At 30.2% G+C, this 19996-nt stretch carries 24 protein-coding genes; 14 read left to right on the top strand and 10 right to left on the bottom strand.

What is annotated here, in order from left to right; all coding sequences use genetic code 11:
• Nucleotides 1-7 precede the first annotated feature (7 nt).
• The 10 genes from MRZ80_RS04245 (at nt 8) to MRZ80_RS04290 (ending at nt 7560) form a co-directional block, all read left to right on the top strand.
• Nucleotides 8-556, top strand: coding sequence for a hypothetical protein (locus tag MRZ80_RS04245; RefSeq protein WP_292536475.1), 549 nt, complete (start codon nt 8-10; stop codon nt 554-556).
• Nucleotides 556-1155, top strand: a complete 600-nt coding sequence (locus MRZ80_RS04250) for a hypothetical protein (protein ID WP_292536478.1) — start codon at nt 556-558, stop codon at nt 1153-1155. Before MRZ80_RS04245 ends, MRZ80_RS04250 begins: the two co-directional genes overlap by 1 nt.
• Before the next feature lie 15 nt (nt 1156-1170).
• Nucleotides 1171-1770 (top strand): hypothetical protein, encoded by a 600-nt coding sequence (locus tag MRZ80_RS04255; protein ID WP_292536480.1) that lies wholly within the window; start codon nt 1171-1173, stop codon nt 1768-1770.
• A gap of 226 nt (nt 1771-1996) precedes the next feature.
• Nucleotides 1997-2632: a cobalt-precorrin-8 methylmutase gene (locus MRZ80_RS04260; protein ID WP_292536482.1), complete on the top strand. Its 636-nt coding sequence runs from the start codon at nt 1997-1999 to the stop codon at nt 2630-2632.
• A gap of 79 nt (nt 2633-2711) precedes the next feature.
• On the top strand, nt 2712-3977 hold the full coding sequence (gene hemL / locus MRZ80_RS04265) for a glutamate-1-semialdehyde 2,1-aminomutase (protein WP_292536484.1): 1266 nt from the start codon (nt 2712-2714) through the stop codon (nt 3975-3977).
• Between the two features lie 183 nt (nt 3978-4160).
• Entirely contained in the window at nt 4161-4862 is a 702-nt protein-coding gene (mtxX, locus tag MRZ80_RS04270) for a methanogenesis marker protein Mmp4/MtxX (RefSeq protein ID WP_292536487.1), read from the top strand.
• A gap of 71 nt (nt 4863-4933) precedes the next feature.
• Nucleotides 4934-5701 carry a polyprenyl diphosphate synthase gene (uppS, locus tag MRZ80_RS04275; protein WP_292536489.1) on the top strand — a complete coding sequence of 256 codons (768 nt, stop codon included), beginning with the start codon at nt 4934-4936 and terminating at the stop codon, nt 5699-5701.
• Nucleotides 5702-5736: 35 nt separating this feature from the next.
• On the top strand, nt 5737-6492 hold the full coding sequence (locus MRZ80_RS04280) for a TatD family hydrolase (RefSeq protein ID WP_292536491.1): 756 nt from the start codon (nt 5737-5739) through the stop codon (nt 6490-6492).
• A gap of 25 nt (nt 6493-6517) precedes the next feature.
• Complete coding sequence (locus tag MRZ80_RS04285) at nt 6518-6901, top strand: hypothetical protein (protein ID WP_292536493.1); 384 nt, start codon at nt 6518-6520, stop codon at nt 6899-6901.
• A gap of 5 nt (nt 6902-6906) precedes the next feature.
• Entirely contained in the window at nt 6907-7560 is a 654-nt protein-coding gene (locus tag MRZ80_RS04290; protein WP_292536495.1) for a 2,5-diamino-6-(ribosylamino)-4(3H)-pyrimidinone 5'-phosphate reductase, read from the top strand.
• Nucleotides 7561-7620: 60 nt separating this feature from the next.
• Here the strand turns inward: MRZ80_RS04290 and MRZ80_RS04295 are convergent, their stop codons facing one another.
• A complete protein-coding gene (locus MRZ80_RS04295; protein ID WP_292536498.1) occupies nt 7621-8295 on the bottom strand; it encodes a histidinol phosphate phosphatase domain-containing protein in 675 nt (224 codons plus the stop codon).
• 94 nt (nt 8296-8389) lie between these two features.
• On the opposite strand from MRZ80_RS04295, the gene MRZ80_RS04300 reads away from it, so the two are divergent.
• Nucleotides 8390-9268 carry a pantoate kinase gene (locus MRZ80_RS04300; protein ID WP_292536501.1) on the top strand — a complete coding sequence of 293 codons (879 nt, stop codon included), beginning with the start codon at nt 8390-8392 and terminating at the stop codon, nt 9266-9268.
• An 80-nt stretch (nt 9269-9348) separates the two neighbouring features.
• Here MRZ80_RS04300 and MRZ80_RS04305 read toward each other — a convergent pair whose 3' ends face one another.
• The 8 genes from MRZ80_RS04305 to purC form a co-directional block, all read right to left on the bottom strand.
• Nucleotides 9349-10140, bottom strand: a complete 792-nt coding sequence (locus tag MRZ80_RS04305) for a winged helix-turn-helix transcriptional regulator (RefSeq protein WP_292536503.1) — start codon at nt 10138-10140, stop codon at nt 9349-9351.
• Between the two features lie 236 nt (nt 10141-10376).
• On the bottom strand, nt 10377-11822 hold the full coding sequence (locus MRZ80_RS04310; protein WP_292536505.1) for a DHH family phosphoesterase: 1446 nt from the start codon (nt 11820-11822) through the stop codon (nt 10377-10379).
• Between the two features lie 77 nt (nt 11823-11899).
• Nucleotides 11900-12178, bottom strand: coding sequence for a signal recognition particle subunit SRP19/SEC65 family protein (locus MRZ80_RS04315; protein WP_292536507.1), 279 nt, complete (start codon nt 12176-12178; stop codon nt 11900-11902).
• Nucleotides 12179-12191: 13 nt separating this feature from the next.
• Nucleotides 12192-12968, bottom strand: coding sequence for a uroporphyrinogen-III synthase (locus MRZ80_RS04320; RefSeq protein WP_292536509.1), 777 nt, complete (start codon nt 12966-12968; stop codon nt 12192-12194).
• Nucleotides 12968-13693: a uroporphyrinogen-III C-methyltransferase gene (gene cobA, locus MRZ80_RS04325; protein WP_292536511.1), complete on the bottom strand. Its 726-nt coding sequence runs from the start codon at nt 13691-13693 to the stop codon at nt 12968-12970. The genes MRZ80_RS04320 and cobA overlap by 1 nt, the downstream gene beginning before the upstream one ends.
• Nucleotides 13694-13874: 181 nt before the next feature.
• Entirely contained in the window at nt 13875-14537 is a 663-nt protein-coding gene (gene purQ, locus MRZ80_RS04330) for a phosphoribosylformylglycinamidine synthase subunit PurQ (RefSeq protein ID WP_292536513.1), read from the bottom strand.
• Nucleotides 14538-14539: 2 nt separating this feature from the next.
• Complete coding sequence (gene purS, locus MRZ80_RS04335; protein ID WP_292536516.1) at nt 14540-14788, bottom strand: phosphoribosylformylglycinamidine synthase subunit PurS; 249 nt, start codon at nt 14786-14788, stop codon at nt 14540-14542.
• 83 nt (nt 14789-14871) lie between these two features.
• Nucleotides 14872-15627: a phosphoribosylaminoimidazolesuccinocarboxamide synthase gene (purC, locus tag MRZ80_RS04340; protein WP_292536518.1), complete on the bottom strand. Its 756-nt coding sequence runs from the start codon at nt 15625-15627 to the stop codon at nt 14872-14874.
• Between the two features lie 198 nt (nt 15628-15825).
• Here purC and glmS point away from each other — a divergent pair, with 198 nt between their 5' ends.
• From glmS to MRZ80_RS04355, 3 genes are all read left to right on the top strand, one after another.
• Entirely contained in the window at nt 15826-17598 is a 1773-nt protein-coding gene (gene glmS, locus MRZ80_RS04345; protein ID WP_292536521.1) for a glutamine--fructose-6-phosphate transaminase (isomerizing), read from the top strand.
• A gap of 47 nt (nt 17599-17645) precedes the next feature.
• Complete coding sequence (locus MRZ80_RS04350; protein WP_292536523.1) at nt 17646-18065, top strand: hypothetical protein; 420 nt, start codon at nt 17646-17648, stop codon at nt 18063-18065.
• A gap of 142 nt (nt 18066-18207) precedes the next feature.
• On the top strand, nt 18208-18693 hold the full coding sequence (locus tag MRZ80_RS04355; RefSeq protein WP_292536525.1) for a thioesterase family protein: 486 nt from the start codon (nt 18208-18210) through the stop codon (nt 18691-18693).
• 53 nt (nt 18694-18746) lie between these two features.
• Here the strand turns inward: MRZ80_RS04355 and MRZ80_RS04360 are convergent, their stop codons facing one another.
• Nucleotides 18747-19889 carry an amidohydrolase family protein gene (locus tag MRZ80_RS04360; protein ID WP_292536527.1) on the bottom strand — a complete coding sequence of 381 codons (1143 nt, stop codon included), beginning with the start codon at nt 19887-19889 and terminating at the stop codon, nt 18747-18749.
• Nucleotides 19890-19996 lie beyond the last annotated feature (107 nt).

A 19996-nucleotide genomic window follows, 5' to 3' on the forward strand; every position in this document is an offset into this window, starting at 1 on the left:
TTAAGCTATGAATAAGAATTCAAAAATTATAATAGGTATCATAGTTGTTATCTGTGTTGTTCTTACAGCTGGTGTGCTTTATGGTTATGTTGGATCTTCAAGCTTCTATGCTAACATGGCAAATATATCAGCTGAGGAGAAGTTAGCATATATTTCAGTAGATGATGCTGTAAGTGAAAATGTTACAAATCCTGTTGATATAATAGAAGAAGAAAATGATTATATTATCTCACTTAATGAATCTATCAAAAAACTTGATGGTAGTAAGTGGATGATTCAAAATGAAACAATAAAGCAATACATTGATCTTGAAATTACACAACGTCAAAATCAGATAAAGCTTTGTAAAGACATTATAGAATTAAACAATATAAAACAGGAATATAATGCTGATCACTTTGGATATGGACAATATAAACTACAAGTTGATACAGCAATGGATAAAATTAATGAAACTAAAAAATCAGTTGATACAACTAAAGATATGAAAAAACAATTACTAAATGCACATAGTGACATTAAAAGTCAACTAAAAAGTGCAGGTGTTGATGTATAATGAAGAAAAACATTAAAATTCTTGCAATACTTCTAGTTATTATTATAATCCCTGTAGCATATTATGGAATAACAACAGCTATGAACAACATGGAACAGGAGAACTTCTATAATACAATAAAAAATGTAAGTGATAATGAAAATATAACAGATAAACCTATATCCCAATACATAGAAGATGATAAACTTAATACAACAAGACTAATAGAACTTGAAGTTGAAAATTCAAAAACACTCAATACATCTATCGCAACACTGAAAGAACTTAATAAATCACTTCGTAATGAAACTCTAAAAGAATATGTAAATATTGAAATTATACGTATGGAAAATGAAGTTGAAAGTTCTGATGCTCTTATAAAATTTGCACAAAAAGCAAGAGATTACTATGATGGTAAATTAGGTGCAAATGAAATGTTATCATATCTAGATAATCATAAAAAACAGACAGATAAGATAGATACTAGAGTTGATGATGCTAAAACTGATGCTATGGAGTTTCTAACAGCACATCCTGATATAAAAGAGAAATTTGATGAACTGAAAATTGATGAAGACTTTATGATACTGGAATTTGGTCCTAAATCTAAGAAGAATTAAAGTGGTGAATATATTATGCGACAAAAATATAAGATTCTTATTATTGTATTAATTGTTATATTGATTCCTGCAGGATTTTATGGATTAATGACACTTATGAATAATATGGAGCAGGAGAACTTCTATAATACAATTAAAAATGTTAGTGATAATGAAAATATTACAGATGGTCCTATATCTGAAACTATTATGGATAAGAATTTAAATATTACAAAAGCTATTGATGCTGAAGTTGGCAATTCAAAGACTCTTAATAGTTCAATTGCAACACTTAAAGAACTTAATGAATCACTTCGCAATGATACACTAAAGGAGTATGTGAACATTGAAATTAGGCGTATGCAAGAGGAAGTTAAAGTTGCAGATAAAGTTATAAAGTATGCATATGAACTTAGAGATTATAATAATGGTAAGATAAGTTCATCTGAGATGTTATCATATTATAATCAGTATGAAAAAGATATTGCTAAACTTGGAACTCGTGTTGATGATGCAAAAACTGATGCTATGGAGTTTTTAACAGCACATCCTGATATGAAAGAGAAGTTTGATGAACTAGGAATTGATGAGGATTTCATGATTCTTGAACAAGGTCCTAAATCTAGCAAAACATAACCACCCCTATACTTTTTTTTATACTTTTTTTATCATGATTATTTTAAGATTTAGTTTAGGTTTTTCTAGTAAATTTAAATTTAGTGTTGTATTTTTTTATTTAAATTTAACTTTAAGGGCTTAAATAATAATATATAGAGTTATAAAATATTATTATAGTTAAAACTAAAATATGAAAAAATAAATTTTTAGAAAAAATGAAAAACTTTTTTAATTAAATTATAGGATGTATGATATTTTGTATAATATGGGAGCATCAACCAAACCTGGATATGATATTGCAAATAAAAGTCGTGAAATTATTAAAGAATTAATTGATGATCAAACTAAAGATCTTACATATGAAGAACGTGACATTGTTGAACGTGTTGTTCATTCAACAGCAGATCCTGAATATGCAAAGCTTGTTAAAATTTCACCTGACTTTGTTGACACAGCACTTAAATGCTTTGATGATGGTAAAGATATATTAACTGATATTAACATGGTAAAATCTGGAATTACAAGATATGAAGGAGATGTAATGTGTTATATTCGTGATGAACGTGCTGTTAAACTTGCAAAAAAAGAGGAAATTACACGTTCTGCAGCTGCTATGAGAGTTGCAGCTGAGGATGGATTTAGTGGTGTTGTTGCAATTGGTAATGCACCTACTGCATTATTTGAAGTTATGGATCTTGTAGAAGAAGGTATTATGGATGCTAAAGCTGTTGTTGGTGTACCTGTTGGATTTGTTGGAGCTGCTGATTCTAAAGAAGCTCTTAGTTTAACTGAAATTCCACATGTTATAACAACAGGTCCTAAAGGTGGAACACCTATTGCTGTTGCTGTAATTAACTCACTTCTTAACATAAGAAAATAGATACACTTAAACACCCCTTCTTTTTTACTTTTTTAAAAGAAAATAAATAAAAATAAATTTTTATAGGAATTAGATAATTATGAATAATGATATATCAAAGAAATTATATGAAGAATCTGTTAACTACCTTCCTGGTGGTGTAAATTCACCTGTACGTGCATATAAGCCTTACCCATTTTTTGCAACTAAAGCTAAAGATTCAAAACTTTATGATGTAGATGGTAATGAATACATAGACTACTGTCTTGGATATGGTCCTATTATCTTTGGTCATGCAAATGATGATATTGTTGCAGATTCAATTGAACAACTTAAACTTGGAACAGATTATGGTGTTCCATCTGAAAAAGAATTACTTCTTGCAAAAGAAGTTGTTAAACGTGTACCATGTGCAGAGATGGTAAGATTTACAAACTCTGGTACTGAAGCTACAATGAGTGCTATTAGACTTGCACGTGGTGTAACTGGTCGTAAGAAAATTATTAAATTTGAAGGAGCATATCATGGAGCTCACGATGCAGTACTTGTAAAATCAGGTTCTGGAGCTGCAGGTCAGCCAGATTCTCCTGGTGTTCCTGAGGAAGCTACACGTAACACAATTCTTGTTCCATACAATGATGTTGATGCTCTTAAAGCTACAATTGAAGATCATAAAGATGAAATTGCATGTGTTATTGTTGAACCTGTAATGGGTAACATTGGATGTGTACCTCCTAAAGATGGATATCTTCAATTTATGCGTGAAATTACAGAAGAAAACGACATTATCTTAATATTTGATGAGGTTATCACAGGTTTCCGTCTAAGTTATGGTGGAGCACAAGAGTATTTTGGCATTACACCTGATCTTGCAACATTTGGTAAAATTGTTGGTGGAGGATTCCCAATTGGTGCTATTGCAGGTCCTGTTGAACTTATGAGTCAATTTACACCTAGTGGTAAAATCTACCAGGCTGGTACATTTAGTGGAAATCCAATGTCTATTAATGGTGGACTTTCTGCATTTAAAGTACTAGATAAAGATGCATATAAACAACTTGGAAATACTGGTGATTACTTACGTAGTGGTATTGCTGATATTCTTGATAGACTTGACTTCAACTACCAGATAAATGGTGTTGAATCAATGACTCAGGTATACTTTACAGATAAAGAAGTATATGATTATGAAACAGCACAAACATCAGATCTTGAAGGATTCCTCAAATACTTCCACACATTACTTGAAAATGGTGTATTTGTTGCTCCATCACAGTATGAATGTGCATTCCTTTCAATTAAACATACAAAAGAAGATATTGACAATACTCTTGCAGCAATTGAAGTTGCACTTAAAAACTTATAGAATTGAATTTAAAATTACACAGATAAAATACCCTTCCCCACCCCATTTTTTTTTATCTTAAATATTTTTTTTATAAAATAATTATACTTATTAACTTTAATATTTAGAAATTATATAAGAATACGAACTACCATAAATTAGAAAAATTGGTAGTTAAATTATAAATTTAGGGAATTAATAATTATGAAAATTGCAATTGGTCTTGGTGAAAATAAAAATGTAGTTGAAGCTATTGAAAGATTTCCATTTGATGATATAGTTATTGCAAAGACAAATAAAGAACTTCTAGACTATATTGAAGATCCAACAGTTGATGGTGTTATACGTGGATCTCTTGAATCAAATATTATTAAGGATTTAAGATGTAAATATCCACACATATTCAGGGCATCTGTTCTTCAAAAAGATGGACATGTATTTCTTCTAACACCTGTAGGAATTGATGAATGTGACACAAAAAAGGCAAAACGTGTTATAATTGAAGAATCAGCAAAAGTTATTGAAATGATGGGAATTGAGCCTAAGATTGCATTAATATCAGGTGGACGAAGACAAGATAAAGGACGAAGTAGTAAGATTGATCAGTCAATTGATGAATGTGAAGAGCTAACACATGAATTTGAAGATAAATATGATATTAAACACTACTATATTCTAATTGAAGAGGCAATAAAAGATCAGGCAAATATTATTATTGCACCAGATGGTATTATTGGAAATATAATCTTTAGAAGTCTTGTTCTTGTATCTGGAATTACAAGTTATGGAGCATTAACTCTTAGACAGCCAAACTTATTTATTGACACATCACGTTCACAAACAACACAGGGATATGTTAATGCTATTGAACTTATAAGTCATCTTATTGATAGTAAGAATAAATAAGAAAAATACATATTAATTTAAAATTATATAACTATTAGATATGTTAAATTTTTAAAGGGAATTTTGAGAATATGAGATTATTACAGCCACTATACTCCTTATATGAATGGTATATAACACGAAATCTTGATGCATCTAAGATGCCTAATCATGTTGCTATTATTATGGATGGTAATAGACGCTATTCTAAACTTCAGGGAAATATGAAAGTTATTGAAGGTCATAAAAGAGGAGTTAATACACTAGAAAACGTACTTGAATGGTGCGTTGATCTTGGAATTGACATAGTTACAGTTTATGCTTTTTCTACTGAAAACTTTAATAGAGAAGAAAATGAAGTTCATGATTTAATGGATCTTTTCTCTGAAACATTTAGAAATATAAGTGAAAATAAGAAGATTCATAAAAATGAGGTACGTATTAATGCTGTAGGTAAACTTGAAATGTTTCCAGAAGATGTACGTGAAGCAATTACAATTGCAGAGAATGCAACAAGTAAATATCAGAAACGATTAATTAACATAGCATTAGGATATGATGGTCGTGCTGAAATTGTAGATGCATTTAAAAAGATTGCAACAGATGTTCGTGATGGAAAAATAGAACCTGAAGATATAGATGAAGATATGATAAATGATAACCTCTACACAGCAGGTCTTGAAGATCCAAACCTTGTAATACGTACAAGTGGAGAAGAACGTCTTAGTGGATTTCTTCTATGGCAATCATCATATTCAGAGTTATACTTCACAGACAGCCTATGGCCAGAACTACGTAAGGTAGACTTCCTACGTGCAATACGTTCATATACACAAAGAGATAGAAGATTTGGAAAATAAAATAAAATAAAAAAAAATAAATTGGTGATAATAAAATGATTGATGTACACTGCCACCTAAATTGTCGCAACTTCGATGACAAACGTGACGAACTTATAGAAAATACACAAAAAAGATTCAAATACGTAATAGATTCAGGAGCTTCATATAAAAGCAATCCTAAATCACTAGCACTAAGTGAAAAATACGACCTAATAAAAACAACAATGGGATATCACCCAGAATATGCAGGATGTGATGATGAAGAAACAATCAAAAAAACAGAAAAACAGATTGAAGAAAACATTGACAACATCCAAGCAATAGGAGAAATAGGACTAGACTTTTCACAAAAGCGAAGTGAAGATGAACTAAAACGTCAACACAGAGTATTTGAAGACTTACTTAACATGGCAGAAGAATATGATGTACCAGTAGTTCTTCATGTACGTGATGCAGAATCACATGCTCTTGAAATAATAAAAAAACACACAAATCTTCCAGATGTAGTTTTCCACTGCTTTAGTGGATCAAAACAAACAGCAATAGATGCAGTAGATTGTGGATACTACATATCATTTGCAACAAATGTACTACATTCAAAAAATCATAAAAAAAATATCAAAGCAACACCACTTGAAAACATACTAACAGAAACTGACAGTCCATATCTTTCACCACAAAGAGGAGAAGACAACCAGCCACTAAATATTGTTGAAACAATTAAGAAAATTGAAAGATATAAACAAATAGACTTTGATGAAATTGAAAAACAAACAGAAAAAAATGCAATAAAAGTATTTAACTTATAAAACTAAAGGGGAGATGGATTTTCATATGGATGATATGCTAAAATTATATGTAGAAAAAAGAAGTCAATATGAAGAAAAGATACAAGGTGATCTTCTAAAAATAGAAGAAGCAGTATCAGGCATTACAAAAGTTGGCGACTATTTTAGTGTAGGCTATGATGAGATGATCATAACAATTAAAGCAATAGAAATTGATGGAGAAAAACACCTAGGTGTATATACAGATAAAAATCCTACACTAGTACCATTTTGTGAACTTACACTTCTTGAACATCCAGACTTAATACTTTGGATTATTCAAAATACAAAACTAATAGAAGATGCATTTCGTGAAGTTCTAATAAATGTTGTAAGAAATGGTGAAAATATCATCAATACCCTACGTCAACTTAACCTTAACTATGAATGATTACTATGAAGCCATATGTTTATCTTAATGCTGCAATGACAGCAGATGGTAAGATTGCAACAAAAGATTCATCACTTAAAATATCAGGTGAGGATGATCTTATACGTGTACATCAGATACGAAAAGATGTAGATGCAATAATGGTTGGAATTAACACAGTAATTATTGATGATCCAAAACTTACAATACATAAAATTGATGCAGAAAAATCAGACAATCCAATACGTGTTATAATTGACTCAAATGGTCGAATACCACCAACATCACGTCTTTTAAATGATGATGCAGCAAAAACCATAGTTGTAATAGCAGAAGATGCACCACAAGAAAATATAGAAAAACTAGAAGGTATATGTGATATTATCATTGCAGGTAAAGGTCATGTCAACTTAAAAGTTGCACTTGAAATATTATATGAAAAATATAATGTTAAGTCAATTCTTCTTGAGGGTGGATCTACTCTTAATTTTTCAATGTTTAAAGAACACCTAATAGATAAGCTATCAATATGTATAGGATCTAAGATTCTTGGTGGGTGTGAGTCAAAAACTCTTGTTGATGGTGAAGGATTTAATGCAAGTGAATGTGTTGATCTTAAAATATCAGATGTTAAAAAAATAGATGATGATATTTTAATTGAATATGATGTAGTTTACTAAAAAAAATAATAGTTAAGATTGTGAAAATTCACACAATCTCTCATTTTTTCTTACTTTTTTTTATAATTTAATTCCATGTTTTTTAAGTACTTTTTCAGGATTTGTTTTTAGAACATCAACTACTTTATCTTCTGGAATTCCTGCACCAAGTGCTACTCTTTCTGCAAGTTTATAGTCGATAAGATCTCCTGGTGCATGTGTATCTGTATCTACTACGAGGTTTGCTCCAAGTTCTAATCCTAATTCTGCAACATGTCCATTTCCAAGACAGTGTCCGCCACGATAACTTATCTCAAGTGATACATCGTTATCTATTGCCATTTGTACTTCTTCTTCTGTTATAAGTCCTGGATGTCCAATAATATCTACAGATGGTGATTGTGCTGCCATCATGTTTGTTCCAGGTTTTACTGGTTCTACTATTGTTTCACCGTGTACTACTACAATTTCAGCACCAAAGCTTCTTGCCTTATTTGCAAGTTTATCAATTACTTCAATTGGAGTGTGTGTTATTTCAACACCTGGTATTACTTCAATATCCCAGTTGTCACGTATATCATTTACTGCTTCTGCTATTTTTCCTGCAACTTCTATATTTGATGCATCTACATGGTCTGTTATTGCTATTGCTTTGTGTCCTAGCACATCTGCTCGTCTTACAAGTTCTGATGGTAATAATTCTCCGTCACTAAATAAACTGTGTGTATGTAAATCTATTCTCTTATTTTCAGACATTTTAAATTAAGCTCTCCTGTGAATGTATGGTATTATATATTTATTTTTTAATATAATAAGATTTTATGAATAAGTTAGTATATAAATAGTTATTATGATTAAAGAACTTAAAGTTTTCATACCCGCAAATATTACAGGCTTTTTTGAAATTATTGATGATCCTAACCCAGCCCTTAAGGGATCAAAGGGTGCAGGTATTACACTCGATAGTGGTGTAACTACACATACTAAAATAAAAGATGGATGTGGTCGTGTTTGTATTTCAACTAATGGTGAGATTAATGATCTTAATACTGTTACATCTGCTGCTGTTGATATTATATGTGAGAAATTTAATGTTGATTTGTCATGTTATGATATTTTAATTGAACATGTGCATGATTTTCCAATTAGTGCTGGTTTTGGTAGTAGTGCTGGTTTTGCTCTTGGTGTTAGTTTTACACTTCCAAAGCTTCTTGGTATTAATCTTTCATATAATCAGGCAGGGGAGATTGCTCATCTTGCAGAAATTAGACTTTCATCTGGTCTTGGTGATGTTATTGCATCTCTTAATGGTGGATGTGTTATGCGCTTAAAGCCTGGATCACCTGTTAATGGTATAATTGATAAAATTCCAACCACTCAACCTATATATGTTATATCAAAAACTATTGGTTTACTTCAAACAGGTGATATTATTGATGATCCAGTTTATAAAAAATGTATTAATGAAAATGCAAGCCATTTACTTAACTGTCTAATTAAAGATCCTTGTATTGAAAATTATATTAAATTATCAAGAAGATTTGCTGAAAACACAAAACTAATAACACCACAACTGCATGAAATTCTTGAAATAATGGATGATGAAACAATAGGCTCATCAATGGCAATGCTTGGAAATACTGCATATGCACTATCATATACACCAGACATATCAATTGAGGACTGCCATATAACAACACTAAATACAACAGGAATCAAATATCTCTAAAAAAAAATAATTATAAAAAAAAAGTTTTGGTGGGGATGTATAAGGATTAATTTATAAAAGGGAAAGAGTTTAATATATATTTAAACTTTTTTAACATCTTCAATACAATAAATAATTCCTTTTTCTTCAAGTCTTGATGTTACCCTATTTGTCATTTTTCCCACAGCAAATACAAGTACTCTTAAACCTTTTTCAGCAGCACTACATGTAGCTTCTGCTGTTGCAAATTCAAAGTCAGGGTAAACATTTAAGTGGTTTGTAATAGCTCTAGCACTTGTACCTAGAACTCCAATTCTATCGAATTCCTGGCTGTATATTTCTTCTATTTTTTCCATATCACATGCACGTGATCCACCTTCTGCAATAGGAGGTATTTTTACAATAACTACATCTTTAGGAACAAGGTCAATTTCTCCACCAAGGTTGATGAGTGTTACATCTTCCCCTTCAAGTACATCATTAAATACTTCAGCATATGCATTAGATTTATCTTCAGTATCAGCATATAAGATACCATCTTCCATATTTAACCATACCTGTTCACCTTGATGTAAATCTTCTGCTGCTATTGCAGGCCAGATGGATTTATAACCATTCATTGTAGCTAGTACCATGTCAGAGTAGGATTTAAGATTTACAGCTTCAGTTTTTACTTTATCGATACCATATTTTGTTATTTTATATCTGTAGTTTGAACTACCAGTTTCTACATAACCTTCTTTAACTAAAGCTTTAATATTTTCTGAAACAGCCTGTACTGTTATTCCAAGCTCATCAGCAATATCTTTCTGTTTTAAGTGAGGCTCTTGTTGTGCAATTTTTGCAAGTATTTGAAATTTAGTAAATTCCCCTTTATTTTTAAAAATTCTCATAATTTTATTCCTCTGCCTTTTAATTGTTTGGTCATAAACTCTAAAATAATTTCCTTAATATCATAATATATTGAAAAAATTAATTCTTGAAATTATAAGTCTCTAGTAATTATTTATAAGTATAATTTTATTTAAATATTTACAAAAATAAGAAGATTTATTCAACTCAAATAGAAAATTTTAGTCATAATATATATACTTATTTCTTTAAATTAAAAAAAAATAAAAAAAAATAATTAAATTACTTTTACTGTATCATTAAGTAAACTAATAAATTTTTCTATATTATCCTCTGGTATGTATGCACCACATGCAACACTGTGACCTCCACCAGATCCACCACATTTCTGTGCAACTTTTGAGACAATATTACCATAATGAGTATTATCAACATATGAAAGAAGCTTTGAACATCTAAGAGATACCTTATATGATGGATTTTCATCATCAGTATGAGTGTAGGCAACCATAGGTTTTTGCCAATCATACTGTCCAATTAACATTCCACAAATTGTTCCAACAACATTTGCACGAATATCTCCACCATCAAAGAATTGGATATTGTCAAGAATTTCAACATCACGAGCTCCACTATTAAAACTACCCATAGTCTGTGCAATATACCTTTTATGTGCCTTTGTAACATCATCAAGTTCACCCATAACAGATATACGATCCTTTATTGCCATCATACCAAGATGATACTTCTTATTTCGTCCACATGCATTAACAGCTGATGAATACTCTGATGCATCACGAAAAGTTGTATGGAAAGGTTCATTTGGAAATTCATAGTATTCACCCATCAAAAGCTTTGGAACATGCACAGTATACTTACTTGGAACAGTTCTTGAAAGCATACTTGTTAGTTTTCTAAATAATACTCCTTTTTCATCAAATGTAAGATCACAAAGATTTCTATTACATCCAAAATCATCTTGTACTGGAATTCCAAGATCATTAAGGAAATATATAGCCTCATTTTTATCCCCTGTAAATGGAAGTTTTACATCATTAAAATATGATAAAGCAACAAAAAGTGGTCTTGTTTGACGTCCATAGAGTATTAAGTCATTATCATAATCTACAGCTCCAATAGATGCAGCATCAGAAAGTATTTCACGATTTACTTCACATAACTTTCCATTATTGCGTGTATTTTGTACATCACCGATAGCACTTAAAATTCCCATCCAGCTAAGATCATTATATCCAAATTCACGTGCAAAAAGATATGAAAGACCTCCACCTGAAACTGTGTATGATCCATCAAGTCCATAGTTACAAGGATTTATCTCAATTAAAGTAGCACCACAATCTAGTTGATATCCTACTTTGCGTATTGATGGGTGATGATCAAGTATAATAACTGTTTGATTTGAATTTGAAACAACATTTGAAATATCCTGTCCTGATCCTAGATCTGAAAATAGTGCAATTTCACTATCACATCTTATTGATTCAACTGTATTAATTTCACGAAATTCAATATCATAGTCAATTTCAAGTCTGTCAAGAACTGTTGTAAGAATACTTCCTGCTGTTATTCCATCACAATCTGTGTGTGTATAGACTGTAACATTTTCAGCATCTAGAAGTTTATCTTTAGCTTTTTTAAATAGCATATTCATTTGACTTGTTGCATTTATATATTCTGTCGAATCGTTACTTAGTATATTCAATTTTAAAACTCCAAAAAATAAATAATATATTTTAATTTTCTAAAAAAAATAAGAAAAAAGGTTAAAGTTGTGGGAGTTTAGTTTTCTCGTGATTTATTAATATTTCTAGCAATTACACGAAGAAGTTCAAGTTTTGTTCTTTTATCTTGACTTACAACAACACGTCCTGATCTTTCCCACCATGATCCAGGATATGCTTTACTATGATCTACATTATAGCTTATTCTAAGTTTTTTTAGTGCTTGTGTTATTTCACGAATTTTAGGTTCACTTACTGCTTCATCAAGTGAGATCTTACGACCTTCACTGCGTGTATGTTCTGCATCTATATATACAGGCCAAATTATTGTTTCCATCTTAATGTCACCCTTAGTTTATATTTTTAACTACTGCATCTATCATATCTTTTGTTGTATATTTATCAGGTTCAATATATTTAACATCTACATCTTTAAGTACTTGTCCTGTTATTGGACCTATTGATGCAACTGTAATATTTTCACTTAGTGATGTGATTAATTTATCATAGATTCCATCATCCATTTCCTTTGCAACACTAAAGAGATTACTTACAGTTAAAGGACTTGTAAATGTTATAATGTCAACTTTTGAATCTATTATATCACATACTAACTTTTTAATATCTGTTGTATCATCTGGTATTGCAGATGTATATGCTTCTGCAATAAATACATTAGCACCAAATTCCTTTAGTGTATCTGGTAGAACTTTACGTGCACTTAATGTACGTGGAAGTGCAATTTTCATACCTTTTATGTCAAGCTTGCTAAATTCTTCAATTAAACCTTCAGCTGTGAACACATCAGGTATCATATCACATGTTATATTATATTCATTTAGAATTTCCTCAGTTTTAATTCCTATTGCTGCAACTTTAGCTGGTATTGTGTCTTTATCATACACATCAAAGAATGATTTTACACCAGCAGGTGATGTAAATATGATCCAATCAAATGTTTCAATATTTTCTGCAATATATACTAGTTCATCAGATTTTACATATTTTAATTCAAGTGTTGGAACAACAACAGCATCTCCACCATAATCTTTGATGATATCAACAAGTGCTTGTGCTCTGTGAATTGGACGTGTAACTACTACTTTTTTATCCTTAAGAGTTAACATTATTCTAGTTTACTCCTTAGTTTTTGACTTTCAAGGTAAATATTTACAACTTCTCCAATAATTACAAGTGCTGGTGGGTTAATTTTTTTCTCTACAATATCACCAAGTGTACCTGTGATAACTCTCTGTTCTGGAAGTGTTCCATTTTCAATTACACATACAGGTGTTTCAGGTGATCTGTATTCAAGTATTTTTGGAACATATTTTTTAAGAAGTCCTACACCCATAAATACAACGAGTGTATCTGCTGTATAATCCCAGTTTACTTGTTTTTCTGATTTTTCAGGATCTTCGTGTCCTGTAATTAATGTAAGACTTGTTGATACTGCACGGTGTGTAAGTGGTAATCCTATCATTGCAGATGATCCAAGTGCTGAGTTAATACCAGGTACAACTTGTACATCAATACCTTCTTCTAGTAGTGCAAGTTCTTCTTCTCCTCCACGACCAAAGATAAATGGATCTCCACCTTTAAGACGTACTACAATATCGTGTTGTTTACCTTCTTCAATTAATAATTGATTTATTTCAGGCTGTTTTCTGTAGTGTTCTCCTGCTCTTTTACCAACAAATATTAGTTTTGCATCATCAGGTGCATATTCTAATAATTCATCGTTTGCAAGACTATCATAAAGTACTACTTCTGCTTTCTTTAATATGTTAATTGCTTTGAGTGTTATTAATTCAGGATCTCCAGGTCCTGCTCCTAACATGTATACTGTCATAATTATTCACTTTAATTTTATTTTATTTTAATATTATAATTTATCTTTGTTAGTTTTAATTATTAAAAAATTTGTCAAATTTATGTGAAATAAACTCCAAAATAAGTAAAATATGCTTTAAAAAGTTAAAAAAAATTAGTGAAGGTGAGGTATTAGGATGTGGAAATATTAATATTTACACTTAATCCATGAAGCTTTCAAAGAATTTAAGACCATCAACTGATCTGAGTAACTCTTCTACTGCACGTTCAGGGTGTGGCATTACAGCTACAACATTTCCTTCCTTATTACATACACCTGTGATGTTATCCATTGATCCATTAGGATTTTCATCAGAAAATGCAAGTACAATCTGGTCATCATCATATAGTTGCTCAATATCATCTGTGTAGAATCTTCCTTCTTTATGTGCAATTGGAAGATCTATGATGTCATCTTTTTTATATAATTTTGTAAATGGAGTTCTTGTTGTTTTAACTTGTAATTTCATGTTTTCACAAATGAATTTTGCATTTTCATTTTCAATAAATACACCAGGTACAAGGTCAATTTCACCAAGAATCTGTGCACCATTACAAATACCAAGTACAGGATTTCCTTCTTTTGCAAAGTCTTTAATTGCATCAATAATTGGAGTGTTACCAGCAATAGCACCTGCTCTTAGATAATCCCCATATGAAAATCCACCAGGAATTATCACAACATCAATATCTGATAAGTCCTTTCTATTCCAGTTAATATATTCAGATTTTGCTCCTACAAGATTTACTGCATATTCAATGTCACGATCACAGTTTGTTCCAGGAAATCTGATTATACCAACATTTACATCTTTATCTGTCAATATTATTCCTCACATACAGTTATTTCATAATCATGTATTACAGGGTTACATAATAGTTTTTGACACATTTCATCAACTTGTGCTTCTACATCTTCTTTACTTTCTGCATCCATCTTAAATTTGATGATATTGCTAGTTTGTGCATCATATACATCAAAGTTTAATAATGCTAATGCTTTTTGAATTGTAGATGCTTCTGGATTTAACATTCCTTTTTTTAGACTTGTTTTTACTTCAACTAAATAACTCATATTAATTACTTCCCAAATTTCATATTTTGTAAAAAAAATTATATTAAAAAAAAATAGAATTAAAAAGAAAAAATTCTAGATTCTTATAAATCTAGTTTTTCAACGTTCCATTTTTCTTTTTCTTCATCAGTTAATACTAAGTTAACTACTACATGGTATGCATCTACTACTCCTTCTTCTCCTTTTCTGAAGATATCTTTATCGAAGTTTTCATAGGTTTCAGCATCCCATAATCTTGTTGTATCAGGACTTATTTCATCACCTAATACGATGTTTCCTTCTTTGTCGAATCCAAATTCAATTTTGAAGTCTACAAGAATTAATCCTCTTTCTTTAAGGAAGTTGGATAGTATTTCATTTATTTTTAATGTAATTCTACGGATTTCAGCTAATTGTTCTTCTGTTGCAATTTTTAATGCTATGATGATACTATCATTTAACATTGGATCATGATATACATCATTTTTATAATCAAATTGTAATACAGGTGGTTGTAATTCCTGATTTTTGTGGAAAGGATATTTTCTAAGAAGACTTCCTGTTGCAATATTACGACAAATTACTTCAAGTGGAATCATATCAAGTGATTTAGATATCATTTCATCTTCATTAACTAACTTTACATACTGAGTTAAAATACCCTCTTCTTCTAAAATTTTGAAAAATTTAGCAGAAATTAAAGCATTGTATGCTCCTTTTTTGCTTAAAGTATCTTTTTTACCACCATCAAGTGCAGTAATATCATCTCTGAACTTGATTAATACTTCGTCATCATTTTCTATTTTATAAACGTTTTTAGCTTTTCCTGTGTATAGTAACTCTTTTTTTATTTCAGTCATATTAAATACCACAATATTATTTTTTCATCAAAATATATTTTAAGATAAAATAATAATTTAATTTTATTATAATATAATATATGTTTATGATAAGTATTATAATATATGAATTAAATATAGTATAATTAATATAGAAATGAAATAAATAAGAATAATTATTAATTATTTATTACTATAAAATTCCCAGGTGATTAGATAATGTGTGGAATAGTCGGATGTGTATTAAATAAAACAGCAGCCCCTACCTTACTTAATTCAATAAGGAAATTAGAATACAGAGGTTATGATTCAGTAGGAATATCAACAGTTACAGACACTATCAATATAAAAAAGGGTAGTGGAAAGATAAATGAAGTAGATTCAAGAATTAATCTTACAGACCTAGAAGGAACTACTGGAATTGCTCATGTAAGATGGGCAACACATGGAAACCCAACAGAGGAAAATGCACACCCACACAATGACTGCGAAGATAAAATTAGTGTTGTACATAATGGAATAATTGAAAACTATAAACAATTACGTCAAGAACTAATAGATGAAGGACATGAATTTAAGTCAATGACAGATACAGAAGTAATACCACATCTAATTGAAAAATATATGAAAGATGGATGTGATCTTCTTTGTGCAGTACAAAAAACAGTAAAAAGACTTGAAGGATCATATGCAATAGCTGCAATATCAACAAGTGAACCAGATAGAATTGTTGGAGCAAGAAATGAAAGTCCACTAATAATTGGAGTTTCAGAAGATGGTAACTATCTTGCATCTGATGTTCCTGCAATTCTTAATGAAACAAATCAAATCATATATCTTGAAGATAAAGAACTTATTGTTGTTGAAAATGATAATGTTGAAGTTCTAGATTATGATTTAAATAAGATAGAAAAAGAAGTTACAACAATTACATGGGATCCTGAAATGGCAGAAAAATGTGGTTATGATCATTTCATGATAAAAGAAATCTATGAAGAACCACAAGTTATTAAAGACACATTATCTGAATCAGAATCTATACATGAAATTGTTAAGAAATTTAAGAAATTCAATAGAATCTGCTTTGTTGCATGTGGAACATCATATCATGCATCACTTGTTGGTGAATACTTAATTGAATCTCAAATAGGAATACCAACTGAGGTAATTCTTGCATCTGAATTTGAATACTTCCAGAAAACAACAGATGATCATACACTAGTAATTTTCCTAACACAATCAGGAGAAACAGCAGATACAATTAAAGCACTTAAAATTGCAAAACAGAAATCTGAAACTCTTGCTATTGTAAATGTTGTTGGAAGTTCAATAACACGTGAAGCAGATCATGTAATATATACAAGAGCAGGACCTGAAATAAGTGTTGCTGCAACAAAAACATATATTAGTCAACTTATATGTATCTATCTTCTTGTTGCATATCTTGGTGAAAATCAGGAAATTCTTGATAAACTTGAAAAAATCCCAGAATATGCAGAAGAACTTCTTAAAGATGAAGATAAAATACATACAATTGCAAAAAAATATAAAGATGCAAAAGACTTCTTCTATATAGGTCGTGGATTTAACTATCCTACAGCACTTGAAGGAGCTCTTAAACTTAAAGAGATTACATATATTCATGGTGAAGGTTATCCAGCTGGAGAACTTAAACATGGACCTTTAGCTCTTATTGATAAAAACATTCCTGTTGTTGGAATTCTTCCACCAGGACCAAGTTATATGAAGACATACAATAACCTTGAAGAGATCAGAGCACGTGGAGCTGACATGATAATTCTTGGATCTAAAGATGATCAAATGATATCTGAAATTGAAGATAAGATTTTATTTGACCCTGAAATTGATGAAATTATCGCACCACTACTTTACATCATAAACTTACAACTACTATCATATCATATAAGTGTAGAAAAAGGAATTGACCCAGATAAGCCTAAAAACTTGGCAAAATCTGTAACAGTAGAATAGAATAAAAATAAAATAATATAATAAAGTAAATCATTTAGGTGGTTTTATTGAAGGATAAACTTAAAGGAAAAGTCCTTATTGTCCTAATAGTAGCACTAAATGCAATGCTTCTAGGCTGTGTTTGTGGTATGACAAATATTGTTGAAAAAAGCAGCAATATAATACAACCAATATCATTAACTGATGAAAATAATAAAACAAACATAACAAATCATAGTAGTGTTGAAACAAACAACATGACACATACAAATTTAACTAAAACAAATACAACTAACATAACACAAAACAACACTACAACAAATAATACAAACAATACAACAACAAACAACACCAACACAACAAATAATACACATAACAATATTATTGAAGAAATTCTTAATAGAAATCTTACAATAGTAGAAAATAATACAACACAAATTATACCAGAAAGCACACAAGAAGATGTAAATGATACCTACTTTAACTAGAACTCAAACGGACTTTAAAAAAAAATATAACAAATACTTCCCCCCCCCTTTTTTATAACTTTAGAGATAAATCTTATTTAAATTATAAAAAATAAATTTATATCTATACATAAAATAAAAATTAAAATGAGGTAAAAATAGAATGTTTAAAACAACAATTACACCACGTATTGGAGATACAGACGGATTAAGACATATAAATAACACAGTACTACCTATATGGTTTGAAACAGCACGTAATCCTATATTTGAAATCTTTGTTCCAAACTATGAATTAACATATAAAAAATGGAATCTTATAATGGTACGTACAGAATTTAACTACTTCGACCAGATATACTTTGGATATGACGTTGAAATAAGAACATATGTAACAAAAATAGGAAATTCCTCATTTACAGTTCATCATGAAGCATGGCAAAATGGAACACTAAGAGCAGATGGAAAAGCAATAATGGTATACTTTGACTTTATAAAACAAGAAAGCATAACAATACCAGAAAACATCAGAGAAGAACTTAAAAAACACCTAGTTTCACTTGATGACCTAGAAAAAGAAAATAAAAAGGAAATGAAAGAAAATGAAAAGAAAGTTGATGAATTAGATTATATTAACTCTGATTTATAATTAAAACATCAACTCTCCTCTCCCCTAATTTTTTTTATGAATACTGATTTTTTTTACATCTGATTTGACATTATGAAATTCATAATATCCTCAGGTGATGAACGATTTACAACAGATAAGTATGGATCATCAGATTTCTGGCGTATAATAAGAATATCTGAAACATTACCCTCCATGATACTAATATCTTTTCCAAGAATTTTAAATCCATTAATTGTTGCCATTTTAAGTATGTCATGTGCTGTTATCTTATTTTTATATGCTCCTCTTGATGATTTAAGTGCATATTCCATTTCACGAAACATGTCAGGGGAGTTAAACATTACATTATCACTTCCAAGTGCAACATCAATACCTTCCTCATTATATGCTGCAATTGGTGGCATACCAGATGAGAGCATTCCATTTGATCTTGGACATGATACAACTGTTGCAGCTGAAGCTGAGAGAAGATCAAGATCTGTAAGTATTGGTGATGTTACATGTACAAGATTACTTATTCCTGCTTTAAGTGAAAGTTCTACTTCTGTTTGATTTGTAAGTTGTACAGCTTTTTCTTGCAGGTCATAATATTCTGCTGCATGAATCATTATAAGTTTATCTTCTTGATTACAAATATCTGCAATTTGAAGTATTCTTTCATAGTCCATATCTGCAATTCCACTAAGTCCTATTCCATCACAGTTTCGTAGAAGTTCACGTGTTTCCATTGCAATTTCATCAGCTGATACTTCTGGATCATAGAATTTATCACTACGACCAAGAATACATGCATTTATTGGAAGATCATATATTGCCTCTTTTAGGAGTTTTATTCCATGAAGTCCTCCTTCTCTGAAGTCTATAAATGTTGATATTCCATTATACATCATTTCTTTTGCAGCTTCATGCATTGCATCTACAAGTTGTGCATCTGTTGCACTGTTTAGTAGTTGATGTTTAAGTCCATTTGGTGGTGCTACAAGTTCATCTAATGAAAGTCCATCTCCTACATCTTTTGCTATAGCATCTCCAATGTGAGTATGTGCATTTATAAATGCAGGCATCACAATACAGCCTGTAGCATCAATTATTTCACCTGCTTCATCATGAGGTGATAGTTTAATTATAGTTCCTTCATCATTTATTATAACATTTGTTTTTTTAGCTTCTAAGTTAAAGCCTACAAGTACCAAACCATTTTTAATTGTTATCATAATATTCACCTATAAGTTTTTAATCTATAAAAAAGATTCAATAAAAGATTCTCTATAAAATAATAAAATAAATACTCAAAAAATAAATTTTCTAAAAAAAATAAAAG

The sequence above is a fragment of the Methanosphaera sp. genome (assembly GCF_022768985.1).
GTDB lineage: Archaea > Methanobacteriota > Methanobacteria > Methanobacteriales > Methanobacteriaceae > Methanosphaera.